23 protein-coding genes and 1 tRNA gene are annotated in these 22,484 nt (G+C 62.1%); 15 read left to right on the forward strand and 9 right to left on the reverse strand.

The window, feature by feature from the left end; all coding sequences use genetic code 11:
* Nucleotides 1–16: 16 nt before the first annotated feature.
* The 4 genes from LB547_RS13370 to LB547_RS13385 form a co-directional block, all read right to left on the reverse strand.
* Nucleotides 17–1,129, reverse strand: coding sequence for a pyridoxal phosphate-dependent aminotransferase (locus tag LB547_RS13370; RefSeq protein WP_140520697.1), 1,113 nt, complete (start codon nt 1,127–1,129; stop codon nt 17–19).
* A gap of 214 nt (nt 1,130–1,343) precedes the next feature.
* Nucleotides 1,344–2,492 carry a porin gene (locus LB547_RS13375; RefSeq protein ID WP_140520696.1) on the reverse strand — a complete coding sequence of 383 codons (1,149 nt, stop codon included), beginning with the start codon at nt 2,490–2,492 and terminating at the stop codon, nt 1,344–1,346.
* Between the two features lie 14 nt (nt 2,493–2,506).
* Nucleotides 2,507–2,857: a GIY-YIG nuclease family protein gene (locus LB547_RS13380; RefSeq protein ID WP_411908948.1), complete on the reverse strand. Its 351-nt coding sequence runs from the start codon at nt 2,855–2,857 to the stop codon at nt 2,507–2,509.
* Nucleotides 2,858–2,953: 96 nt separating this feature from the next.
* A tRNA-Ser gene (locus LB547_RS13385) sits at nt 2,954–3,044 on the reverse strand.
* Between the two features lie 470 nt (nt 3,045–3,514).
* Between LB547_RS13385 and LB547_RS13390 the strand changes: the two genes are divergently transcribed.
* Both LB547_RS13390 and LB547_RS13395 read left to right on the forward strand, forming a co-directional pair.
* On the forward strand, nt 3,515–4,657 hold the full coding sequence (locus tag LB547_RS13390; RefSeq protein WP_140494624.1) for a porin: 1,143 nt from the start codon (nt 3,515–3,517) through the stop codon (nt 4,655–4,657).
* 241 nt (nt 4,658–4,898) lie between these two features.
* Nucleotides 4,899–5,966: a tyrosine-type recombinase/integrase gene (locus LB547_RS13395; RefSeq protein WP_140517794.1), complete on the forward strand. Its 1,068-nt coding sequence runs from the start codon at nt 4,899–4,901 to the stop codon at nt 5,964–5,966.
* A gap of 134 nt (nt 5,967–6,100) precedes the next feature.
* On the opposite strand, the gene LB547_RS13400 is transcribed toward LB547_RS13395, so the two are convergent.
* Both LB547_RS13400 and LB547_RS13405 read right to left on the reverse strand, forming a co-directional pair.
* Nucleotides 6,101–6,997, reverse strand: a complete 897-nt coding sequence (locus tag LB547_RS13400) for an alpha/beta fold hydrolase (RefSeq protein ID WP_140494621.1) — start codon at nt 6,995–6,997, stop codon at nt 6,101–6,103.
* Nucleotides 6,998–7,172: 175 nt separating this feature from the next.
* A complete protein-coding gene (locus LB547_RS13405) occupies nt 7,173–9,218 on the reverse strand; it encodes a lytic transglycosylase domain-containing protein (protein WP_140764133.1) in 2,046 nt (681 codons plus the stop codon).
* Nucleotides 9,219–9,521: 303 nt separating this feature from the next.
* Between LB547_RS13405 and dapA the strand changes: the two genes are divergently transcribed.
* From dapA to LB547_RS13420, 3 genes are all read left to right on the forward strand, one after another.
* Nucleotides 9,522–10,403, forward strand: coding sequence for a 4-hydroxy-tetrahydrodipicolinate synthase (dapA, locus tag LB547_RS13410; RefSeq protein WP_140494617.1), 882 nt, complete (start codon nt 9,522–9,524; stop codon nt 10,401–10,403).
* Nucleotides 10,404–10,428: 25 nt separating this feature from the next.
* A complete protein-coding gene (smpB, locus tag LB547_RS13415; RefSeq protein ID WP_140494616.1) occupies nt 10,429–10,908 on the forward strand; it encodes an SsrA-binding protein SmpB in 480 nt (159 codons plus the stop codon).
* A gap of 83 nt (nt 10,909–10,991) precedes the next feature.
* On the forward strand, nt 10,992–11,702 hold the full coding sequence (locus LB547_RS13420) for a GH25 family lysozyme (RefSeq protein ID WP_140764136.1): 711 nt from the start codon (nt 10,992–10,994) through the stop codon (nt 11,700–11,702).
* A gap of 14 nt (nt 11,703–11,716) precedes the next feature.
* On the opposite strand, the gene LB547_RS13425 is transcribed toward LB547_RS13420, so the two are convergent.
* Both LB547_RS13425 and LB547_RS13430 read right to left on the reverse strand, forming a co-directional pair.
* Nucleotides 11,717–12,394 (reverse strand): uracil-DNA glycosylase, encoded by a 678-nt coding sequence (locus tag LB547_RS13425; protein ID WP_181167210.1) that lies wholly within the window; start codon nt 12,392–12,394, stop codon nt 11,717–11,719.
* The gene (locus LB547_RS13430; protein ID WP_140494612.1) at nt 12,391–12,972 is read right to left on the reverse strand and encodes an NYN domain-containing protein; all 582 of its coding nucleotides are present in this window, start codon (nt 12,970–12,972) and stop codon (nt 12,391–12,393) included. Before LB547_RS13430 ends, LB547_RS13425 begins: the two co-directional genes overlap by 4 nt.
* Nucleotides 12,973–13,304: 332 nt before the next feature.
* Here LB547_RS13430 and rpoZ point away from each other — a divergent pair, with 332 nt between their 5' ends.
* From rpoZ to LB547_RS13450, 4 genes are all read left to right on the forward strand, one after another.
* Complete coding sequence (gene rpoZ / locus LB547_RS13435) at nt 13,305–13,706, forward strand: DNA-directed RNA polymerase subunit omega (protein WP_140494610.1); 402 nt, start codon at nt 13,305–13,307, stop codon at nt 13,704–13,706.
* A 128-nt stretch (nt 13,707–13,834) separates the two neighbouring features.
* Nucleotides 13,835–16,063: a RelA/SpoT family protein gene (locus tag LB547_RS13440; RefSeq protein WP_140565002.1), complete on the forward strand. Its 2,229-nt coding sequence runs from the start codon at nt 13,835–13,837 to the stop codon at nt 16,061–16,063.
* A gap of 28 nt (nt 16,064–16,091) precedes the next feature.
* Nucleotides 16,092–16,670 (forward strand): orotate phosphoribosyltransferase, encoded by a 579-nt coding sequence (pyrE, locus tag LB547_RS13445; RefSeq protein WP_140520690.1) that lies wholly within the window; start codon nt 16,092–16,094, stop codon nt 16,668–16,670.
* A gap of 10 nt (nt 16,671–16,680) precedes the next feature.
* A complete protein-coding gene (locus LB547_RS13450) occupies nt 16,681–17,061 on the forward strand; it encodes a VOC family protein (RefSeq protein ID WP_140559458.1) in 381 nt (126 codons plus the stop codon).
* Between the two features lie 6 nt (nt 17,062–17,067).
* Here LB547_RS13450 and LB547_RS13455 read toward each other — a convergent pair whose 3' ends face one another.
* Entirely contained in the window at nt 17,068–17,589 is a 522-nt protein-coding gene (locus LB547_RS13455) for a GNAT family N-acetyltransferase (protein ID WP_140559459.1), read from the reverse strand.
* A 216-nt stretch (nt 17,590–17,805) separates the two neighbouring features.
* Between LB547_RS13455 and LB547_RS13460 the strand changes: the two genes are divergently transcribed.
* The 6 genes from LB547_RS13460 to LB547_RS13485 all read left to right on the forward strand — a co-directional run bounded on the left by LB547_RS13460 (nt 17,806) and on the right by LB547_RS13485 (nt 22,197).
* Nucleotides 17,806–18,405 carry a DUF2062 domain-containing protein gene (locus tag LB547_RS13460; protein WP_140494599.1) on the forward strand — a complete coding sequence of 200 codons (600 nt, stop codon included), beginning with the start codon at nt 17,806–17,808 and terminating at the stop codon, nt 18,403–18,405.
* Nucleotides 18,402–18,815, forward strand: a complete 414-nt coding sequence (acpS, locus tag LB547_RS13465; RefSeq protein WP_140494597.1) for a holo-ACP synthase — start codon at nt 18,402–18,404, stop codon at nt 18,813–18,815. The genes LB547_RS13460 and acpS overlap by 4 nt, the downstream gene beginning before the upstream one ends.
* A gap of 77 nt (nt 18,816–18,892) precedes the next feature.
* Nucleotides 18,893–19,642 carry a signal peptidase I gene (gene lepB, locus LB547_RS13470; protein ID WP_140494595.1) on the forward strand — a complete coding sequence of 250 codons (750 nt, stop codon included), beginning with the start codon at nt 18,893–18,895 and terminating at the stop codon, nt 19,640–19,642.
* A 4-nt stretch (nt 19,643–19,646) separates the two neighbouring features.
* Nucleotides 19,647–20,372: a ribonuclease III gene (rnc, locus tag LB547_RS13475; protein WP_140494593.1), complete on the forward strand. Its 726-nt coding sequence runs from the start codon at nt 19,647–19,649 to the stop codon at nt 20,370–20,372.
* Nucleotides 20,369–21,301, forward strand: a complete 933-nt coding sequence (gene era, locus LB547_RS13480; RefSeq protein ID WP_140494591.1) for a GTPase Era — start codon at nt 20,369–20,371, stop codon at nt 21,299–21,301. Before rnc ends, era begins: the two co-directional genes overlap by 4 nt.
* Before the next feature lie 5 nt (nt 21,302–21,306).
* On the forward strand, nt 21,307–22,197 hold the full coding sequence (locus tag LB547_RS13485; protein WP_140565007.1) for an aminoglycoside phosphotransferase family protein: 891 nt from the start codon (nt 21,307–21,309) through the stop codon (nt 22,195–22,197).
* Nucleotides 22,198–22,484: the final 287 nt, after the last annotated feature.

A 22,484-nucleotide genomic window follows, 5' to 3' on the forward strand; every position in this document is an offset into this window, starting at 1 on the left:
CGATGGCAACGCTCGTTTAGTTTCCACGGGCGGCGGCCAGTGCGCCGGGCAGTTCCTCGGCAAAAATGTCAAGCTCGTGGTCCAGTCCGACGCTGACGCGGATGCAACGATCGAGCCCCGGCGCCATCGGCTTGCGGATGAAGACGTCGCGCGACAACAGGCCTTGCAGGATCTTCAGCGCGAAAGCGCCGTCGCGGCAGCAATCGATGGTGACGAAATTGGTCGCCGACGGCAGGGGCGTCAGCCCGTTCTGTTCGGCTATCTGCGCGATGCGCCGGCGCCCTGCCGCCACCCGCGCCACCACTGAATCCAGATAATCCTGGTCGGCGAGCGCCTCGACGCCCGCCACCTGCGCCATGCGGCTGACGCCGTAGTGGTTGCGGATCTTCTCGAAATCGCTGATCACCTGGGCCTCGGCGACCGCATAGCCGCAGCGTATGCCGGCAAGCCCGTAAGCTTTCGAAAAGGTGCGCATGCGGATGACGTTCGGCCGCGAGACGTCGATGGGCGGCAGTGCGGAGGCCGGCCCCAATTCTCCATAGGCTTCATCGAGCACGAGCATGGTGGTTTCCGGCAGCGCTTCGATGAAGCGCGTCAGCTCGGCCGCTTCCCACCAGCTCCCCATGGGGTTGTCCGGATTGGACAGATAGACCAGCGGCGCTTTCTCCCTGGCGGCCGCAGCCAGCAGCCCTTCCAAATCCTCGTGGTCGTTCGCATAGGGCACGGTGACAAGCCTTCCGCCGACACCGGCAATGTGGAAGTTGAAGGTGGGATAGGCGCCGAGCGAGGTGACCACCGCATCGCCAGGCGCAACATACATGCGCGCCACCAGACCAAGCAGGCCATCGATGCCTTCGCCGACCACGACGTTCTCGACCTTGAGATTATGATGCGCTGCCGCGGCCACCTTCAGGTCGTGATTGTCCGGATCGCAATACATCCACATGTCGCGCGCGATCTCGGCCATCCGGGCGATGACGCGCGGCGAGGGTCCGAAGCTGCTCTCATTGGCGCCGATGCGGGCGCGGAATGCACGCCCGCGCTCGCGCTCCTGCGCTTCGGGGCCGACAAACGGCACGGTCGACGGAAGCGCTGCAACGAGCGGCATAAGGGGAGGGCGCAGACGCATGGCAAAAGCTCGCGTGAGGGAAGGGGCTTCTTGCTAGCGCGGTCAGTAGGCGGGTGCAAGTTGCGCGCAATGAGCAATCGTTGCCGCCCGCCTGATCCAAACACCTGATGCATCCCAGAGCAATCATCGTCCGCTGCGGAATCGCGCAGTCGAAACTCCCAATGAAAAAACCCGGCGGTTGCCCGCCGGGTTTCTATATTCGAAGCGATAGCTGTTAGAACGAGCGCTGGAAGCGGAGCATGCCGCCGACGCTGTTCTTCTTATCGGCAGGCGTAAACGATGGGTTGACGAAGCCAGCATCGTCAAACCGGCCGGCATGGAGGTAGTCGACTTCGGCCGTGACGGTGAAGCCGGGAACGACGTCATAAGCAACGTTCGCCGCAACGCCGACGTTCTTCCAGTCGTCAGCAGACACCTGAAGGTTGAACGAGGTCTTCTCGTTGAACTTGTAGGTGCCGCCGCCCCAGACTGCCCAGTTGCCGCCCCACGCCTTGTAGAAGCCGCGACCATGGGCTTCGACAAAATTGCCGGCGTCGTCGTTGAGGTTGTCATCGGTGCCGTAGCCGCCCATGATGAACAGCGACAGTGCGTCGCTGACATTGACGTCCAAGCGAACCTTGCCGGCGACTTCCTCGTAATTGCTGTCATAAGCGACGACGCCGGTGATGGCGCCCCAACCCTGCGTATACTTCACGCCGCCGACGACATGCGGAACATAGCTGTCGATCGTGTCGGTGCCGGTGCCTTCTTCGAGCGAGACCACGGCCGAGAAGCCATTGCCCGCGTCGAAGTAGTACTGGACGACGTTGGTGTCGAAATCGCCGTAAGGAACCAGCGTATCCTGGATGACGTTGCCGGCGTAGCCGACGAACGTATCGAAGGCCGATTCGTCCTTACCAACCCGGAGACCACCGAGCTGGATCCAGGCGAAGTTCAGCGAGACGTCCCGGTTGTGGGCGGCGTTGATCGGCTCGTCGAAGGCATTGTCGTCGCCGAAGTTGAAGCGGGTCTCGGTGTAGGTCTTCAAGGTGCCGAGTTCGGTTTCCTGGCCGGTCCAGGTCTTCAGCGTGAAGCGCGTGTTCTTGTAGTAGGTGTTGTGGTCGTCGCCATCCTGGTGATCGGCAGCCTTCGCACCGTCGAACGAGCCGGTGTCGCCCACGCCGATGTCGTAACGGACATAGCCGCCGACGCGCAGGCAGGTCTCGGTGCCGGGGATGTAGAAGTAGCCAGCGCCGTAGACGTCGCAAATCTTGACGTATTCAGCGGGCTCCGGCTCGGCGACGACGACGGCGTCGGCGGCGCGCGCACCGGAAACTGCGATCAGGGCCGCAGCGGAGCCGAGAAGAAGGCTCTTGATGTTCATTTTCTGACCTCCAGTCAGAATCGAACGAAACAACCGTTTTGGTGGTGCGTGTTTTTGCAGCAAACAATTGGTATTGCTGCGTTTTTCCGGGAATCCCTGGGTTTTTTCACAAGGAAGGGGCATTCACCACAGACGTTTGCTGGCGAAGGCGTGCCCGGAACCGGATTTGAGATAACGCTCAATGAAGTCGCCTTGGCTTGATTCGAGAACGCCACATAGGTGACGATCTGCCATGGCAGGAACTTGGATGTGTGACTGGATTTTCCGTGATTGTGCTCGGCAAGCCGTCGCTTCAAGTCGGACGTGATGCCGACATAACGCTCACCGTCGGCAGTCTTGCTTTCCAGCAGGTATACATACCACACGACCGGCCCTCCTTTGCCAAGGCTTCGGAGGGCATCCTGCTTCGCGCTGAGGTCTGGTCTGGGCTTGTCCTGCGAAGCTCGAAGAGCGAAGCAGGATGGCGGAGAGGATGGGATTCGAACCCACGAGAAGCTTTTGACCTCTACTCCCTTAGCAGGGGAGCGCCTTCGACCACTCGGCCACCTCTCCGTTGCGCCGCTGGATAAAGAAAAGCGCCGGCACAATCAACAAGCCCCAGCCAATATCTCGGAAAAAGAAGCCATTATACGGAAAAATAAGAACGCACCGGCCTGCGGCCTTCCGCGATGCGGCGGTTCTGCGGCGATTCCCTGGCTGGCGGCTCAAGGCCTCGCCATGATTCCGTCAGCCGATCGCCGGATTCGCCCGTAAACAAGGGGCTGGGGCGGGCCGAAGGTTAATGAGAGCTTTCTGAGTGAGGCCAAATCGTGTCATTTGTGCAACAACGCTGGGGGATAGCAGCCGCACAGCCCTTTCGCCGGTACGATCGTGGTTGAACCCCGTCTGCTCATGGGTAATGTCGATTTCGAAGGAGCGGCGCGGTGCGCATCTTTTTCGGTAGTGGGGATGGGGCAGGGAACGCTGTCCTTCAGCAAAGAATACCCAGACCCGTTTTTTAACTTTTGACTGGAGGTCAGAAAATGAACATCAAGAGCCTTCTTCTCGGCTCCGCTGCGGCCCTGATCGCAGTTTCCGGTGCGCGCGCCGCCGACGCCGTCGTCGTCGCCGAGCCGGAGCCCGCTGAATACGTCAAGATTTGCGACGTCTACGGCGCTGGCTACTTCTACATCCCCGGCACCGAGACCTGCCTGCGCATCGGCGGCTACATCCGTTATGACATCGGCGGCGGCGACGTCGGCACGTTCAACGGTTCGAAGACTGCCGATCACCAGGACGGCTCGGTAAATGATGCCTGGCACAAAAATGCCCGCTTCACGCTGAAGACCTGGACCGGCCAGGAAACCGAGCTCGGCACCTTGAAGACCTACACCGAGACCCGCTTCAACTTCGGCAACGACAACGCAATCGAGCCGTTCAACACCGCCCATAACAAGGACGTCTCGCTGAACTTCGCCTGGATCCAGCTCGGTGGTCTCCGCGTTGGTAAGGACGAATCGGCCTTCGATACGTTCGTCGGCTACGCCGGCAACGTGATCCAGGATACGCTTGTTCCTTACGGCGATTTCGACACCAACGTCGTCCAGTACTACTTCGACGCTGGCAACGGCTTCTCGGCCGTGGTCTCGCTCGAAGAAGGCGCGGGCGTTGTCGGCACGATCGACAGCTACGTTCCGCATGTCGTCGGCGGTCTGAAGTGGACGCAGGGCTGGGGCGCCATCAGCGGTGTCGTCGCTTATGACAGCAACTACGAAGAAGTTGCCGGCAAGGTTCGCTTGGACGTGAACGTCAACGACGCACTGTCGCTGTGGGTCATGGGCGGTTACGGCACCGATGACAACCTCAACGACGACGCCGGCAATTTTGTCGACGCCCATGGTCGCGGTTTCTACAAGCAGTGGGGCGGCAACTGGGCTGTCTGGGGCGGCGGTACCTACAAGTTCAACGAGAAGACCTCGTTCAACGCGCAGGTGTCGTATGACGATTGGAAGAACCTGGGCATCGCGGCGAACATCGCCTACGACGTCGTCCCGGGCTTCACGGTCACGGCCGAAGTCGACTACCTCAATGCAGGCAGGTTCGACGACGCCGACTTCTCCAACTGGACCGGCGCCGACAAGAAGAGCAGCATCGGCGGTATCCTCCGCTTCCAGCGCTCGTTCTAAGGGCTGGTTCCATACAGGTGAAATCCAGCCCGGGCGCATCAACGCCCGGGCTGTTTTTGTTTCGTGACTGGATCAAGGCAAACAGAAGGAACAGGGGGTAACGGTAGCTGAATAGAGTCCGTGGGATGGTTTCGTGGGATCCGCTGATGGCGGATGAAATCACAACTGCGTGATTCAAATCTCTTGAAAGGACGCTCCCAAGCGGATAGGGCTGAATCTATCCCACTCGGGGGTGTGGCAAATGATGACGACCGAAGCGATTCAAGAGGGCGAGCCCTCCGATCATTTTTCGATGTTTTCTTCTCAGAACTCAAAGTTTAACTACACCTACAATAGGATACGAGAAGTAAAATCGCATAGGGTTGGAGATCTTTTTTCGGCATATCGAGATATATTGTGGGATGATGGGCGACATAAATACAATGTCAGCTCGTTCATCGGCGAGATAGACGAGATTCTGCTCGGGGAGCGTTTCAGCGCCTTTGACCAGAGTACCCTGGACAACCTTATCGGCACCTTGCGCCAGCGCGGCAACAGCAACGCAACCATCAATCGGAAGATGGCTGCCCTCAGCAAACTGCTGCGCAAGGCCTACAAGATGGGAGATATCCACAGCCTGCCCGAGTTCCGCCGCCAGAAGGAGCGGTCGGGACGGATTCGTTTCCTTGAAAGGGACGAGGAGGCCAGGCTGTTTGCTGCCATCAGGAGCCGCAGCGAGAATGCCTACCGGCTTTCCGTCTTCCTGGTCGACACTGGCTGCCGCCTTGGCGAGGCGCTCGGGCTGATCTGGAACGACATCCAGGAGCATCGCGTCTCCTTCTGGATCACCAAGTCCGGCCGAAGCCGCACCATTCCGATGACCGAGCGTGTCAAGGAAGTGATCAAGCTGCCTCCCGGCGAAGGCCGTCGGCCGAAAGGCCCGTTCACCACATTCAGCCAGGCTCAATACCGTGCCATCTGGAACGATGCGAAGGCCGAAGTCGGTCTGGCCGCCGACGACCAGGTGGTGCCGCACATTCTGCGCCATACCTGCGCCTCGCGTCTTGTTCAGGGCGGTATCGACATCAGGCGCGTGCAGATGTGGCTCGGCCACCAGACCCTGTCGATGACGATGCGCTATGCGCATCTGGCCACCAATGACCTCGACGGCTGCGTCACCGTGCTGGAAGTACCCCGGTCTGGCGGCGCCGACAGCGTGAAGGCAGCGCCCGAACCGTCCCCGCGCGCTGCCGCGCGCGGTGCGGCAGACCAGCCGGCAGCCGTGAAGACCACGGCTAAGGCAATGAAGAAGGCCTCAAAGTCCCGATAAGTTCACGCTTTGAAGACGCTGTGGACAACCAATTCCGTGGATCCCCCGATCTGCGGGTTATTTCAGGCATGCTATTCCGGCTTCGGAACCTACCTTGGTCGCCCTGCTGTCGTTTGCCTCGCCGGCAACGGTTTTTAAAGGCGAGTCGGCAGCCGCTCGGCTCTGTCGAGGAAAGCGGCGATGTCGCCCGGCAAGGTTCCGGTTTCGAGAAAAGGGGCGTGACCCTGGCCTTCGACGGTGATCGTCTGCATTGCCGGATGGCGCTCCCGCATCTGCCGCTGTGTGCCCACCGACAGCAAACTCGAATTGGCGCCGCGTATGGCGAGCATGGGAAGGGCCGAGAGGGCGTCGAATTGCGGCCACAGCGCCGGCAGCGGCTGCGTCAGGTCGAGATTTGCAACCGTGTCGACCAGCTTCGGGTCGAAATCCGGCAGCAGGCCCTGATCCGTTTCGCGGTAGAGCGCCAGCACCATGCGCTCCCAGTCCGCATCGGCGAGCGCTGAAAAATCCCGGCCGTGAACGCGGCGCTGGGCTGCCACTGCTTCGGCGAAGGTCTTCGGCTTCGGTTTGCGTTCGAGATACGACTGGATATGGGCAAGGCCGGCCGGCTCGATCACCGGTCCGATATCGTTCAGCACGATCGCTTTCAATATGGCCGGCCGCAGCGCACCCAGGACGTGAATGATCAGGCCGCCGCGCGAGGTGCCGACGAAGGCGGCTTCCTCGATTCCCAAGGCCGCCAGTCCGGCAAGAATGTCGCCGGCTTCGACGCCGACATTATAGCGGCTGACATCGGGATCATAATCGGACTGCCCGCGGCCGCGATAGTCAAAGGCGACGACCTTGCGTGGGCTCCCCGCTTTGCCGGCCAAATAGAGCGCGAGTTCGTGGAAGTCGCGTGCATTGCGGGTGAGCCCGGGCAGACAGACGACTGGCCAATGTCGCGAATTTGCGTCGCCATAGATCCGGGCATGGAGCTTCAGCCCATTGGGTCCCGCGTAGAAGAAATCGGAGAAACCTTCGCTCGCCATTGGAATGCTGCCCCTTGCTCTCGCCGGATGGTCCGTCTGCTACAGGCGAGGGAAGGGATGGTCAAATGGAGCAGTTACTTCTCCTCTTGCGGGCCGAAGGTGGCGAGGCCCTTCACTCAGCCAAGGCGAGTGGATCCGCGCGAGGCCAACTCCTCTCGCAAGGAAACGAAAGCCGTCAACTTCGCCCGTTCACAAGATCTCCCAAAATGTCATACTTGCCGGAAATGCGCATCTTGTACACCTCGTAGTTCTCCATCACGCGCTGCACATAACTCCTTGTTTCCGTGTAAGGAATCCGTTCGATCCAGTCGACGACGGCGTCGATGTCCTTGCCGCGCGGATCGCCGTATTTCGCCACCCATTGGGCAGCGCGGCTGGGGCCGGCATTGTAGCCGGCGAAGGTCAGCACATAGGAGCCGTTGAAGCGATCGAGCTGCTGGCCGAGGAAGGCTGAGCCCAGCGTCGCATTGTAGCCGGCATCGGTGGTCAGGCGTGCCTGAGAGAATTGCAGCCCGGCCTTCTTCGCCAGTTGCTTGGCGGTTGCCGGCATCAGCTGCAGCAGCCCGCGCGCGCCGGCGCTCGATATGGCGCCGATGTTGAATTCGCTTTCCTGGCGGGCGATGGCATAGGCCAGCGCCTTGCCCGAACCGGAAATATCGGCGCTGTCGGGGATGACCCCCAAAGGATGCGACAGCGCTCCGACGTCGATGCCACGCGCGCCGGCGATCTTGCCGATCTTGAGCGACATGAAGTGGTTGCCCTGCTTTTCCGCCAGCACGGCCAGCAGCGCCAGTTCGCCCGGGCTGGTCAACTGTCCTGCAAGGTCACGATAGAGCGTCTCGGCATAGCGGTCGTAGCCCGCCTCCTGCAATCGCTTGATGGCGGCGACGGCCTCGCGGCCCGCGAAACTCTGGCGATCGGCGGCGCTCGGCGTGGGATAGGCGATGTTCAGCGCCGGACGACCAATGCGCTCGGCGGCGAGCTGGCCGTAGAATGTCGTGCCGTAGGCCGCCGCGCGCGCAAAATAATCCTTTGCGTTACCCGGACCACCAACTTCGGCGGCGCGGCCGAGCCAGTAATAGGCGCGCGACAATGTCATCGGCCCCTGCGCAAGGTCGGCAATGCGCGCGAAATGGGTTGCCGAAAGCCTGGGATCGTTCAGGCCGCGCAGCGCGTACCAGCCGGCATGGAATTCGGCTTCGGCGGCGTTCGCGGTGCTTTCGGCCGCATGCATGGCGACGATCTTGTAGGCGGCCTTCATGTCACCCTTGTCGACCAGCTCGCGCGACAGTACCCGGCGCTCCACCCACCAGGCATCCGGGTCGACCAGCGCTTCGCGATCCGTCGGCGCCTTCATCACGATGGCGGCGGCGTCGGCAATATTGTCTTGCTTGCGCAGATATTCGGCTTGCGCGAAGAAATAGCCGGCCGAACGCTGTGAAGCCGGTACCGCCTTGAGCAGCTTGGGGGTGTTCTTGTCGCCCTTGTCGGCCGCCGCCCAGGCGGTGGCCAGTTGCTCCGCTTGCGCCGGGCCGGCGACGCGCTGCGCCGCGCCGACCCGGTCGGCGTAGAACATGCGCTCCATGCGGAATCGGTGATCGGCGGCCGGGATCAGCCCGCCGAACTCCTTGATCAGCGCTGTCTCGTCCTTGGCCTCCAGGATCGCGGTGCGCCAGAACGGCACCAGCACCGAACGCGCCGCCTCTGCCTTGCCCAGGGCCACATAGGCGCGGGCAAGAAGCATCACGCCTTCGAATGTCTGCGGCTGGCTGCCGTCGAACGCCTGCACAACGATGTCGGGGGCGGGGTTCTCGCGATAGAGTGCGCGTTCGCTGTTCTTGCGCAGCGCGGTTGTCCCCGGCCAGTTGGGCAACATCTTCGCTGCGGCCGCAATGTCGCCGCTCGGCACCTTGTCGCCGCCATAAAGCGCGATTGCCCAGGCAAGGATGTGCTGGTCGAGCGAACCGGCGGAAAGGGCATCGCGCGCGGCGCGGGCACCGGGAATGTCGCCCGCCGCCAGTGCGTCCAGACCGCTCTTCAACTGCACGATGCTGGCAGAGGGGGCCGTATCGCGTGGACCCGCATCTTGCGAGCTTTGCATGCCGGGCATCGGAATGGCCGATGTCAACTGCACGTCGACGCTGCCGCCGATCGCCATCTCGGGCATCAGCGCGACGACCGCGCCCAGGAGCGCGAAAAGATGAGGCCGCCTAGTCGGCATCGTTCAGCCTTTACACATCACCAGCAGGCGCGGAAGCTTCGCGACCTGGACCAGACCGTAAACTTAGGTCATGAAGGGCCAGTTAACAAAAGGTTATCGAGGCCGTTCGAATTGCGTTTGCTGGCAGCATGGCAATGCTTGCCGCGCAACCATGTCGAGACTATGGTGCGCCGCCTCGCTTTCGGTTAGAAGGCGCGACATTAAGACCAGAGACGAAAACACCCATGCCTATCGCCCAAAAGTGGCTACCGGTTTTGGGATAACGATATGCGTGAACAAGAAGTCCCAAGGAGTTGGACGAACATGCTGAGAGGCTCGCTGACCGCGCTCGTGACACCGTTCGAAAAGAGCGGGCGTTTCGACGAGAAAGCCTTTCGCGCCTTTGTCGACTGGCAACTTGCGGAGGGCACGACAGGCCTTGTTCCCGTTGGCACCACCGGCGAGTCGCCGACGCTGTCGCATGACGAGCATCGTCAGGTGGTCAAGGTCTGCATCGAGGCGGCCAGGGGCCGCGCCCCGGTCGTCGCCGGCGCTGGCTCCAACAACACCGCGGAAGCGATCGGCCTGGTCCAATATGCCGAACAGGCAGGCGCCGATGCTGCACTTGTCGTCACTCCCTACTACAACAAGCCGACGCAGCGCGGCCTCTATGAGCACTTCGCCGCCGTCGCCAGGGCAACCAAGCTGCCGATCATCATCTACAACATCCCGCCGCGCTCGGTCATCGACATGATGCCGGAGACGATGGGCCGGCTGGCGCACGACTTCAAGAATATCGTCGGCGTCAAGGACGCGACCGGCAAGGTCGAACGGGTTTCCGAGCAGCGTATGACCTGCGGCAAGGATTTCATCCAGCTTTCCGGCGAAGATGCATCCGCGCTCGGCTTCAACGCGCATGGCGGTGTCGGCTGTATCTCGGTGACGGCCAACGTCGCGCCGCGGCTTTGTGCCGAATTCCAGGAGGCGACGCTGTCCGGCGACAGCGCCAAGGCGCTGGAATTGCAGGATCGCTTGCTGCCGCTGCACAAGGCGATCTTTATCGAACCCGGCGTGTCCGGCGCCAAATATGCGCTTTCAAAGCTCGGCAAGGTCGAGAACGTGCTGCGCTCGCCGCTGGTCACGGTCGAACAATCGACGGCCGAAAAGATCGACGCGGCGATGAAGCACGCCGGCTTGATAAATTAGGGATGAGGCGCCACCTCTCCGCATTATGAATCAAGTCAGAAAAGCCGATCCCAACAACAAGACCGTTGCGGAAAACCGCAAGGCGCGGTTTTCCTATGAGGTGCTCGACACGATCGAGGCCGGCCTGGTGCTGACCGGCACCGAGGTCAAGTCGCTGCGCCAGGGCCAGGCCAACATCCAGGACAGCTATGCCTCGGTCGAGGGCGGCGAGATTTGGCTGATCAACTCCTATCTACCGGAATATCTGCAGGCCAACCGCTTCAACCACGAGCCGCGCCGGCGCCGCAAACTGCTGCTCAACAAGCGCGAGATGGCCAGGCTGTCGCAGAGCGTCGACCGCGAAGGCATGACCCTGGTGCCGCTGAAGATCTATTTCAACGACCAGGGCCGGGCCAAGCTGCTGCTCGCCGTCGGTCGCGGCAAGAAGCTGCATGACAAGCGCGAGACGGAAAAGCAGCGCGACTGGTCGCGTGAGAAGGGCAGGCTCTTGAAAGAGCGCGGGTGACCGCCACCAGGCGGTAGCCAAGCGGATAAGTGTTTGGCTTTCAGGGTTCTAGCCAAGGAGCCAGAATACCGGAGGGGACAGTCTTGAAGAACCGGATCATCCTCTGGGGATCGGTCAGCCTGGTTTTTGCAATCCTCATGATCGCTGGCGGCTTCTTCTATTTCCATGCGTTTTCTCCGGATCGCGGCAAATATCCTGTCAGGGGCATCGACGTTTCGCATCATCAGGGCCGGATCGACTGGCGGCGCGTTGCCGCCGCCGACGTCGCCTTTGCAGTCATCAAGGCGACCGAGGGCGGCGATCATGTCGACGATGCCTTTGCCACCAATCTGCGCGAGGCTCGTGCTGCCGGGCTCGCTGTCGGCGCCTATCACTTTTTCACCTTCTGCCGGCCGGGCGCCGACCAGGCGAAGAATTTCATCGCCGTGGTGCCGCACGACCAGCCTTTGCTGCCGCCGGTTGTCGACATCGAGTTCGGCGGCAATTGCCCGCAGCGTCCTTCGCCCGAACAACTCGACACCGAACTCCAGGCCTTCCTCGGTCCCGTTGAAGCCGCCTTTGGCAAGAAAGCCATCATCTATCTGACCGACGATGCAGCAACGGCCTATGCAGGACAGATCGCCGCCCGTCCGCTCTGGCTTCGCTCACTGCTGCTCGAGCCGGGTCGCGACGATTGGGTCTACTGGCAGTACCACAACAGGGGCCGCGTCGAGGGCATCGTCGGTGACGTCGACCTGAACGTCCTGCAAGGCGGTCAGGAGACGCTGGCCGCGTTGTTCGCGCCGGCGTTGTAAGGCAATTCCAGACCCTACGAATCCAGGAACGCCGCAATTTCCCTGAAAACGCTGACGAACATCGCTTCGGTCAGCACGCCGGTGTTGGTGTTGTAGCGCGAGCAGTGATAGCTGGAAAACAGCGTAATGCCATCGGCCTCCTGCCGCCCGCCATGCTTGAAGGGATAGGCGGCGACGCGCTGGCCCAGTGCCCGCACGGTCGACTGGTGCGCGATCGAACCAAGTGTCAGCACGGCCCGCAAATTGGGAAACCGTGCGATCGTCGGCACAAGGAAAGTCCGGCAGGTGGCGATCTCGGCGCCCACAGGCTTGTTCTCGGGAGGCACGCAGCGGACGGCGTTGGTGATTGCCGTTCCAACGAGCTCCAACCCATCGTCAGGCCGTGCCTTGAACTCGCCGCGCGCCAAGCCGTGCGCGATCAACGTGCCGTAGAGCAGGTCGCCGGCATAGTCGCCCGTGAAAGGCCGGCCCGTGCGGTTCGCTCCGCGCAGGCCGGGCGCAAGCCCGACGATCAGCAGCCGGACCGAATCGTCGCCTTCGGGCGGCAGGAAGGTCGGAACCGGCGCGTTGAACCACGATGGCTCGCGTTGCCGCCACTCGGCAATGAAACCGTGCAGCCGCGGACAGAGCGGGCAATCGCGATCGGGTTCCGGGGAGGCGGCCAGATGTGCGGCCAACGCAGCCGCCCTCAGTACTCGTCCTCTTCCGTCTCGGCCGGTTCGGGTCGGCGCACCGGCCTTTCGGAGGGATCGCGGCCCACCTCGTTCTTCAACGTCATCAGGTCGATGAAATGGTCGGCCTGGCGACGCAGATCGTCAGAGATCATCGGCGGCTGCGAGGCCATGGTCGAGACGATCGACACCTTGCGCCCGCGCCGCTGCAGCGCCTCGACCAGCGTGCGGAAATCGCCGTCCCCGGAGAAGATGACATAGTGGTCGACGACATCGGCCAGTTCCAGCGCATCGACGGTCAATTCGATGTCCATGTTGCCCTTGATCTTGCGGCGGCCGGTCGAGTCGGTGAATTCCTTGGCCGGCTTGGTGACGACCTTGAAGCCGTTATAGTCGAGCCAGTCGATCAGCGGCCGGATCGAGGAATATTCCTGATCCTCGACCAGGGCGGTGTAATAGTAGGCGCGCAGCAGGTAGCCGCGTTTCTGGAAGCTCGACAGGAGCTTGCGATAATCGATGTCGAAACCGAGCGCGCGCGACGTGGCGTAGAGATTGGCGCCGTCGATGAACAGGGCGATCTTTTCACGGGGGTCGAACATGGAAAAATTCCTTTTCGAAATAAGCGGCCGTCAAAACGAAATGCGACTATCAGTAGGGTTCGCAATAAACCGGCTGACCTTACGCTTTTCGAAATAACGCCAGTTTTGTGGCAATCCAAGGGTTCGTTGCCGCACTGCAAGCAATTGTGATCGCCGGCTTGGTACCGGCGCACCGGAGCTCGACCGAAACCGGCTTCGGGGGAAATCCGACAAAACAATGACAGATCGTCCGTTCTCCGGCCCCGGCATTCCATAATGCTTGTATTTCGGCGGCGTTCGGGTTATTGACCGCGCCTGTTTTCCATTAAATCCAGGCATGAAAGGGGCAATCCATGGCCCGCGTAACCGTTGAAGATTGCATCGACAAGGTCGACAACCGCTTCGAGCTGGTGCTTCTGGCCGGCCACCGTGCTCGTCAGATCAGCCAGGGCGCGCAGATCACCGTCCCGCGCGACAATGACAAGAACCCGGTCATCGCACTGCGCGAGATCGCCGACGAGACGTTGTCGCCGGACGACCTCAAGGAAGACCTGATCCATTCGCTGCAGAAGCATGTCGAGGTCGACGAGCCCGAAGCCGATGGCGAGGCGATCGCCGATCAGACCGGCGCCGCCGTCACGGCCGCCGATACCGACGATGCCGAGGACAACATCGCCTTCGATCGCATGACCGAGGAAGACCTGTTGGCCGGCATCGAAGGCCTGGTGCCGCCGGAAAAGAGCGACGACTACTAAGACTGCTTTGCGGAGGCGCCTGGAACAATCTTCCGGCACTTCCGTCCCGGCAGTTTCGTGGCTATCTATGACATGCGCCGTGCAGCAGTGCGGCGCATGATTCATTTCATCGCCGAGAGATTCCGCCCATGATGCGTCAGTATGAGCTTGTCGAGCGCGTCCAGCGCTACAAGCCTGACGTCAACGAGGCGTTGCTCAACAAGGCCTATGTCTATGCCATGCAGAAGCATGGCCACCAGAAGCGCGCTTCCGGCGACCCCTATTTCTCGCATCCGCTCGAAGTCGCCGCCATCCTCACCGAAATGCACATGGACGAGGCGACGATCGCCGTCGCCCTGCTGCATGACACGATCGAGGACACCACGGCGACCAGGGCCGAGATCGACGAACTGTTCGGGCCCGAAATGGGCAAGCTGGTCGAGGGCCTGACCAAGCTGAAGAAGCTCGACCTCGTCTCCAAGAAGGCCGAGCAGGCCGAGAACCTGCGCAAGCTTCTGCTGGCGATCTCGGAAGACGTGCGCGTGCTTCTGGTCAAGCTCGCGGACCGCTTGCACAATATGCGCACCCTCGACCATGTGCCGGAAGCCAAGCGCCTGCGCATCGCCGAGGAGACGATGGATATCTATGCGCCGCTGGCCGGGCGCATGGGCATGCAGGGCATGCGCGAGGAGCTGGAGGAGATCGCCTTCCGCTACATCAATCCGGAAGCCTATCGCGCCGTCACCGCCAGGCTCGCCGAGATTTTCGAGCGCAACAAGGGCGTGCTGTCCGAGATCGAGAAAGCGCTGTCGGCTCTGTTCGAGAAGCATGCGATCAATGCAGGCGTCAAAAGCCGGCAGAAGAAGCCGTGGTCGGTGTTCCGCAAGATGGAGGCCAAGGCGCTCTCCTTCGAGCAATTGTCCGACATTTTCGGCTTTCGCGTCGTCGTCGACAATGTCGAGGACTGCTATCGCGCGCTTGGCGCCATCCACACCGCCTGGTCGATGGTGCCCGGCCGTTTCAAGGACTACATCTCAACACCGAAGCAGAACGATTACCGCTCGATCCACACCACCATCGTCGGGCCGTCGCGCCAGCGCGTCGAGCTTCAGATCCGCACCCGCGAGATGAACAAGATCGCCGAATATGGCGTCGCCGCCCATTCGATCTACAAGGATACCGGCGGCAAGGCGAACGGCACGGCCCATTCGATCTCGAAGGAAACCAATGCCTATGCCTGGCTGAGGCGCACGATCGAACAGCTCGCCGAGGGCGACAATCCCGAGGATTTCCTCGAGAACACCAAGCTGGAACTGTTCCAGGACCAGGTGTTCTGCTTCACCCCCAAGGGCATGCTGATCGCGCTGCCGAAAGGTGCCACGCCGATCGACTTCGCCTATGCGGTTCACACCGATGTCGGCGACACCTGCGTCGGCGCCAAGGTCAACGGCCGCATCATGCCGCTGATGACGGAGCTGAAGAATGGCGACGAGGTGGAGATCATCCGCTCCAAGGCGCAGGTGCCGCCGGCCGCGTGGGAATCCGTCGTCGTCACCGGCAAGGCGCGCGCCGCCATTCGCCGCGCCACCAAGAACGCCATCCGCAAGCAGTATTCGGGTCTCGGCGCGCGCATTCTCGAACGGGCTTTCGAGCGGGCCGGCAAGAATTTCACCAAGGAAAGCCTGAAGCCCGTCCTGCACCGGCTGGCGCGCAAGGACATCGAGGACGTGCTGGCGTCCGTCGGCCGCGGCGAATTGGCGTCCACCGACGTCATGAAAGCCGTCTTCCCAGATTACAAGGACGAGCGCGTCACGCCGGCGGCGCCCAAGCAGCGCGAGGAAGGCTGGTCGAAGATCCGCAACGCCGCCGGCATGCTGTTCCAGATCCCGGGCCGTGCCGCGCGCAAGGACAAGGACCAGCCGCGCGACGGCGCGGTGCCGATCCGTGGCGTGCGCGGCGACCTGCCGGTGCGTTTCGCGCCGGAAGGGGCGGTGCCTGGCGACCGCATCGTCGGAATCGTACAGCCGGGCACCGGCATCACCATCTATCCGATCCAGTCGCCGGCGCTGCAGGCTTTCGACGACCAGCCCGAGCGCTGGATTGACGTGCGCTGGGACATCGACGAGCGCACCAAGGAACGCTTTCCCGCTCGTGTTTCCGTCACCGCCATCAATGCACCGGGATCGCTCGCCGACATCGCTCAGGTCGTTGCCTCGAACGATGCCAACATCCATACGCTGTCAATGGTGCGCACCGCGCCCGATTTCACCGAAATGCTGATCGATCTCGAAGTCTGGGATCTGAAGCATCTCAACCGGCTGCTGTCGCAGCTCAAGGACAATTCGAGCGTCAGCGATGCACGGCGTGTCAATGGCTAACTCGGCTGATCTACACGGGGATAGACGGATGAATACGGACGAAGTGCTGGATATTTTTCGCCAGGCTGGTGCTGTCCTGGAGGGGCATTTCATCCTGACGTCGGGTCTGCGCAGCCCTGTCTTCCTGCAGAAGGCGCGCGTGTTCATGCATGCCGATAAGACCGAGCGGCTGTGCAAGGCGCTGGCCGAAAAGATCCGCGCCGCCGTGCCGGGTAAAATCGACTATGTCGTCGGCCCGGCCATCGGCGGGCTGATCCCGGCCTACGAGACTTCGCGCCATCTTGGCGTGCCGGCGATCTGGGTCGAGCGGGAAGGGGGCGAGTTCCGGCTGCGCCGCTTCGAGATCGCGCTCGGCGCGCGTGTCGTCATTGTCGAGGACATCGTCACCACTGGATTGTCTATCCGCGAGACCATCGACTGCCTGCGCGAACTTGGCGCCGAGGTCACGGCGGCGGCCTGCATCATCGACCGCTCGGCGGGCAAGACCGATGTCGGCGTGCCGCTGATCGCCCTCGCCGAGTACGAGGTGCCGGCCTATCCGGCCGATCGGCTGCCGCCGGAACTCGCCGCCATACCGGCGATCAAGCCGGGCAGTCGCAATATCTGAGAGGGGCGGGATGATCATCAGTATCGATCATTTCGTGCTGACGGTGGCCTCACTCGAGGCGACCTGCGCCTTTTACCAGCGCGTTCTGGGCTTTAAGCGCATCGATACGCCGGGCCTGCCGACAGCCCTGGCTTTCGGCAACCAAAAGATCAATGTCCACGAGGTCGGCCGCACCTTCGAGCCGAAGGCGAAGTCGCCGACGCCCGGAGCCGGTGATTTCTGCCTGATCACCGATCGGCCGCTCGGCGAACTCCTCGCCAGTCTCGAAGCCGATCGTGTGGCGGTGGAACTTGGACCAGTAGAGCGGATCGGCGCACGCGGCCGCATGATGTCTGTCTATTTCCGCGATCCCGACGACAATCTGATCGAGGTCAGTGAATATCTGGAATAGCCGCCGTTAAATCCGCGCGAGATCGAGCAGCATTGCGCAGCGCCGGCTCACCGGCATGCCGTGCGCGGCTTCCTGTCTCAGCCACCCGGCGAGCCGCGCATCGATCTGCGCATCCTCCAGGACGCGGAATCCGAACTTTCGGTAGAACGGCACGTTCCAAGCAACATCGCGAAATGTCGTCAGCGTGATCGTTGCAAGGCCGCGCCGCCTGGACTCCTCGATGACGGTCTCCAGCAGGGCTCGGCCGATGCCCGAGCCTTGCCACTCAAAACGAACGTCGAATTCCAGGATATGCAATGCATCGTCCTCAACGCTGGCGCTCAAGAAGGCGATGGCGCGGTCGCGCTTGTCCGTGGCGACCCAGCATGTGCCCTCCGTGGTCAGCGCGCGGTGCCGCTCGACGCTCATGTTGCCGTCTTCGGCGATCCAGGCGAGGTCCGGTATGGAACGAAACGCCAGCCCGGCGGATTGCTCGATATCGGGCAACTCTTTCGCCTCGTCGTCGCGCGCTGGTCGAATGGTGGCCATGCCGGCCGTCCTTCTTTTCCTCAGTTTCGCCTCAATGGCGATCTTGTTACCCCCTGCGGCAGACCATCGCGGCAGCGTTTCGTTGTTCCGAAGGCAGCCTGTCGCTATATCAAAGTCGTTGTTGCCTTTCTGCGCCCCGGAAGCGCAAGATAAGTTGCTGTGACCTGGCTTGGGTGGCAGGACGGCGGGTATTGGTAGATCAGGAATTGGAATAGAGTGCTTTTTCGACGCCGCGAGCCTGATGGCCTCTTGGAGCGGGTGCGTACCTATCTATGGCCGCGCCGGTCGTTTTCGCGCTCGCTGCAGTACTTCTCCAAGCGCATCCTGCGGCTGAAGGCCACGCCGCATGCGGTGGCGGCCGGCGTCGCCGCTGGCGTCTTTGCTTCGTTCTTTCCGGTGGGTTTCCATTTCGCCATTGCCGCGGTGCTGTGCTGGCTCATAGCCGGCAATCTGGTGGCGGCCGCACTTGGCGCCGTATTCTTCGGCAATCCACTGACGTTCCCGCTGCTGTGGGGCGCCTCCTGGGAGACCGGCAAGCTGATCCTGCACAGCCGCCTGCCGGCGCACGGCCCGCCAGCACATCTGGGCGAGATGCTGCACAACCTTTCCTTCGCGCAATTGTGGGCCCCGGTGCTGAAGCCGATGCTGATCGGTGCGATACCGCTTGGACTGGCCTTTGGGGTTCTGTTCTACGCCATCACGCGCTGGGGCATGAACGCCTTTCGCGAGCAGCGGCGCAAACGGCTGGCAGAGCGCGCGGCCCGCCATGAGCAATCGTCTCACCCAAACGCAAGCATCGGTTCCACCGCGCGATGATCATCGGCATCGGCAGCGATCTGATCGATATCAGACGCATTGAAAAGTCCTTGGAGCGCCATGGCCAGCGCTTTATCCAGAGAATCTACACCGAGGTCGAGCAAGCCCGCTCCGAAAACCGTCGGGCGCGGGCGGCCTCCTACGCCAAGCGCTTCGCAGCCAAGGAGGCCTGCGCCAAGGCACTGGGCACCGGCCTGGCGCAGGGCGTGTTCTGGCGCGACATGGGTGTCGTCAATCTTCCGAGCGGCGCGCCCACCATGGCACTGACCGGTGGCGCCGAGGCGCGGCTGAACGCGATTCTGCCAAAGGGCCATCGGGCGATGATCCATCTCACCATCACGGATGATTTTCCGCTTGCTCAAGCCTTTGTGATCATCGAAGCGTTGCCCGTCGAACAAGCGCCACATTGATTGCATCTGACCACCGGCATGACGTTGCCCAGCGCGCGCCGAGACTCTATACCATCCAACGCACAATCGAGGACGACATGAGCGTGGCTGAAAAACCCCAGAAGAAATCCGGCGGGCTTGGCGAAACCGTCAGCGTCATCGTCCAGGCGCTCTTGCTTGCCTTGGTCATTCGCACGCTCTTGTTCCAACCCTTTTCCATCCCGTCGGGTTCGATGCGGCCGACGCTGCTCGAGGGCGACTATCTCTTCGTCACCAAATGGTCCTACGGCTATTCCCGTTATTCGCTGCCCTTCGGCCCGGACATCTTCTCGGGCCGCATCTGGGGCTCCGAGCCGAAGCGCGGCGATGTGGCTGTGTTCAAGTTCCCGCCAGACCCGTCCGTCGACTATATCAAACGTGTGGTGGGCCTGCCTGGCGACAAGATCCAGGTGAAGGACGGCCAGCTGTTCATCAACGGCGTCGGCGTGCCGCGCGTGAAGACCGGACAGATCGACAATCCCGACATCACCGAAAAGGATTATCCGATCGACGTCTATCGCGAGACGCTGCCCAACGGCGTCAGCTACGACACGCTGGATCTGTCGCCGAACTCGATCGGCGACAACACGCGCGAGTTCGATGTTCCGCCCGGTCACTATTTCATGATGGGCGACAACAGGGACAACTCCGCCGACAGCCGATTCTCCGTCGGCTACGTTCCGGCCGAAAACCTGGTTGGCCGCGCCAACCTTGTTTTCTTCTCGATCGCCGGCAAGGCGAGCCCGCTCGAAATTTGGAAATGGCCGTCGCTTATGCGTGCTTCGCGCCTCTTCCACTTCGTTAATTAGGGTCATGGCGGCGACAAGACGGCTGACCGCCGACGCGCTCGCCGAAGCGCTGGTGGAACGCACGGGCCATGCCTTTGCCGACCGCCGGCGCCTGCAGCGTGCCTTGACCCATGCCAGCGCCCGCGGCGCCAATGCCGGCACCGACTATGAGCGCTTTGAGTTCCTGGGCGACCGGGTTCTCGGCCTGGTGGTGGCCGATATGCTGCTGGCCGCGTTTCCCGATGCGGCGGAAGGCGAATTGTCGCTGCGTTTCAACGCGCTGGTCAATGCCGAGGCGCTGTCGGAGATCGCCGAACATATTGGTCTGCCGGAGCTGATCCGCGCCGGATCCGACGTTCAAGGGCTCGAGGGACGCAAGCGCGTCAATCTGCGCGCCGACGCACTGGAATCGCTGATCGCCGTGCTCTACCTCGACGGAGGGCTGGAAGCGGCGCGCGCTTTCATCCACAAATATTGGCAGCCGCGCTCGCAGGCGTCGGGCGCCGGCCGACGCGACGCCAAGACCGAGTTGCAGGAATGGGCGCATCAGGCGGCAAGCGCCGTGCCCGTCTACCGCATCGATAGCCGCGAGGGGCCGGATCACGATCCGCTGTTCACCGTCAGTGTCATGGTTGGTGGGTTCCAGCCGGCTGTCGGCAGCGGCCGCTCCAAACGCGAGGCCGAGCAGGCCGCCGCCGCCGCCCTTCTGATTCGTGAAGGTGTCTGGATCGATCAGGGAGACGCGGCATGACAGCCACGGAAGACACGGTTCCGGCCGCGCCTGCGGCCGTTACGCATTCCGGCTTCGTAGCGCTGATCGGTGCGCCCAATGCCGGCAAGTCGACGCTGGTCAACCAGCTTGTCGGCGCCAAGGTGTCAATCGTCACCCACAAGGTGCAGACGACGCGTGCCATCGTCAGAGGCATCGCCACGCACGACAACGCGCAGATCGTCTTCGTCGATACGCCGGGCATCTTCAAGCCAAAGCGGCGTCTCGACACGGCAATGGTGACGACAGCCTGGGGCGGCGCCAAGGATGCCGATATCGTGCTGCTCCTGATCGATGCCGAGCGTGGCATTAGAGGTGATGCCGACGCCATTCTCGAACGCCTGAAGGATGTGCGCCAGCCGATGGCGCTGATCCTCAACAAGGTCGACCGCGTCAAGCCGGAGGCGTTGTTGGCTCTGGCGGCAGCAGCGAACGAAAGAGTGCCGTTCAAGCGCACCTTCATGGTTTCGGCGCTGACCGGCTCCGGCTGCAAGGACCTTCTCGATTACCTTGCCGAGGCGCTCCCGGTGGGGCCCTGGTATTATCCGGAAGACCAGATCTCCGATCTGCCGATGCGCCAGCTCGCCGCCGAGATCACTCGCGAGAAGCTCTATCTCAGGCTGCATCAGGAACTGCCCTATTCCTCGCACATCGAAACCGAGAAATGGGAAGAGAAGAAGGACGGCTCGGTGCGCATCGAGCAGGTCATCTATGTCGAACGCGACAGCCAGAAGAAGATCGTGCTCGGCCACAAGGGCGAGACCATCCGTGCCATCGGCCAGGCGGCGCGTATGGAAATCGCCGGCATCCTCGAGCAAAAGGTGCATCTGTTCCTGTTCGTCAAGGTGCGCGAGAACTGGGGCGACGATCCCGAACGCTACCGTGAGATGGGGCTCGAGTTTCCGCACTAGGATGGATGGATAGCAAGTCGAATATCGACGCAGCTTTGGTCAGCCGGTTGATCGCGGCGCAGTTTCCTCGCTGGAGGGATCTTGCGGTTCGGCCGATTGAACCTGGCGGATGGGACAACAGAAGCTTTCGTCTCGGCGACGAGATGACCGTTCGGTTGCCCAGTGCCGCCGCCTATTCCCTGCAAGTGGAGAAGGAACATCGCTGGCTGCCGAGCCTGGCGCCGCTGTTGCCGCTGCCCATCCCTATACCGCTGGCGATGGGAGCCCCGGCCGAAGGCTATCCGTGGCATTGGTCCGTCTACAGGTGGATCGAAGGTGAGACTGCAAAGCGCGAGCGTATCGCCAACCTGTCGGAATTCGCGGCGGACCTGGCCGGCTTTCTGATTGCGCTGAAGCGGATCGACCCGGCTGGCGGACCGGGGCCGGGCCAACACAATTTCTTTCGCGGCGGGCCGCTGAACGTCTATGACGGGGAGACGAGACAAGCGATCGCGGCGCTCGACACCCGTATCGACGCCGGCGCGGCAAGCGCCGTCTGGGAAACGGCTCTTGCCGCCCCTTGGCAAGGCCCACCCGTCTGGTTCCACGGCGATGTCAGTTGGGGCAATCTTCTGGTTGAACACGGCAGGCTAAGCGCGGTGATCGACTTCGGCACCTCCGGCATCGGCGATCCCTCATGCGATCTGGCGATTGCCTGGACGTTGTTCGAGGGGCAAAGCCGTGAAGTGTTCCGCGCTGGCCTCGGCGTCGACGACGCGACCTGGGCGCGCGGCCGCGGCTGGGCACTATGGAAGGCGCTGATCACCGCCGCCGGCGAGATAGACGTCAACTCGGCCGAGATCGAACAATCCTGGCGCGTCATCGACGCGGTGCTGGCCGACCACAAGCGCCGGTAATAATGACCCAAACCGTTGGCTGGCGGCTATCGACCAGGGACGCCGAGGCTCCGCTTGGGTCGACTTCTCAGTTGGCCAGCGCGGATTCTTGCAGATGAGCCCGTTGACGTCGGGTTGATCTTCCCATCATGGCCCATGGTCCGTCGCGGCGTGCCCGTGACCCGCTGAAAAGACTCCTTCGAGGGGATCGGCTTCGGTTTCACGTGGCTGGGGAATGGCTAGGTAGAAACGACCATGGAAGTGGGTTTATTTACGCGAAGTTTCTCAAACAATTGGTGTTCGTAGAA

Source organism: Mesorhizobium sp. B264B1B (genome assembly GCF_020165765.1).
GTDB lineage: Bacteria > Pseudomonadota > Alphaproteobacteria > Rhizobiales > Rhizobiaceae > Mesorhizobium.

Coding starts and splice junctions, on each gene's coding strand:
- LB547_RS13400 (WP_140494621.1), bottom strand. CDS start 6,997: ATGGCGAGCGAAGGTTTCTCCGATTTCTTCTACGCGGGACCCAATGGG.
- LB547_RS13440 (WP_140565002.1), top strand. CDS start 13,835: ATGATGCGTCAGTATGAGCTTGTCGAGCGCGTCCAGCGCTACAAGCCT.
- rpoZ (WP_140494610.1), top strand. CDS start 13,305: ATGGCCCGCGTAACCGTTGAAGATTGCATCGACAAGGTCGACAACCGC.
- LB547_RS13395 (WP_140517794.1), top strand. CDS start 4,899: ATGATGACGACCGAAGCGATTCAAGAGGGCGAGCCCTCCGATCATTTT.
- rnc (WP_140494593.1), top strand. CDS start 19,647: ATGGCGGCGACAAGACGGCTGACCGCCGACGCGCTCGCCGAAGCGCTG.
- LB547_RS13375 (WP_140520696.1), bottom strand. CDS start 2,492: ATGAACATCAAGAGCCTTCTTCTCGGCTCCGCTGCGGCCCTGATCGCA.
- LB547_RS13370 (WP_140520697.1), bottom strand. CDS start 1,129: ATGCGTCTGCGCCCTCCCCTTATGCCGCTCGTTGCAGCGCTTCCGTCG.
- LB547_RS13405 (WP_140764133.1), bottom strand. CDS start 9,218: ATGCCGACTAGGCGGCCTCATCTTTTCGCGCTCCTGGGCGCGGTCGTC.
- lepB (WP_140494595.1), top strand. CDS start 18,893: ATGAGCGTGGCTGAAAAACCCCAGAAGAAATCCGGCGGGCTTGGCGAA.
- LB547_RS13455 (WP_140559459.1), bottom strand. CDS start 17,589: ATGGCCACCATTCGACCAGCGCGCGACGACGAGGCGAAAGAGTTGCCC.
- smpB (WP_140494616.1), top strand. CDS start 10,429: ATGAATCAAGTCAGAAAAGCCGATCCCAACAACAAGACCGTTGCGGAA.
- acpS (WP_140494597.1), top strand. CDS start 18,402: ATGATCATCGGCATCGGCAGCGATCTGATCGATATCAGACGCATTGAA.
- LB547_RS13430 (WP_140494612.1), bottom strand. CDS start 12,972: ATGTTCGACCCCCGTGAAAAGATCGCCCTGTTCATCGACGGCGCCAAT.
- era (WP_140494591.1), top strand. CDS start 20,369: ATGACAGCCACGGAAGACACGGTTCCGGCCGCGCCTGCGGCCGTTACG.
- LB547_RS13390 (WP_140494624.1), top strand. CDS start 3,515: ATGAACATCAAGAGCCTTCTTCTCGGCTCCGCTGCGGCCCTGATCGCA.
- pyrE (WP_140520690.1), top strand. CDS start 16,092: ATGAATACGGACGAAGTGCTGGATATTTTTCGCCAGGCTGGTGCTGTC.
- dapA (WP_140494617.1), top strand. CDS start 9,522: ATGCTGAGAGGCTCGCTGACCGCGCTCGTGACACCGTTCGAAAAGAGC.
- LB547_RS13450 (WP_140559458.1), top strand. CDS start 16,681: ATGATCATCAGTATCGATCATTTCGTGCTGACGGTGGCCTCACTCGAG.
- LB547_RS13485 (WP_140565007.1), top strand. CDS start 21,307: ATGGATAGCAAGTCGAATATCGACGCAGCTTTGGTCAGCCGGTTGATC.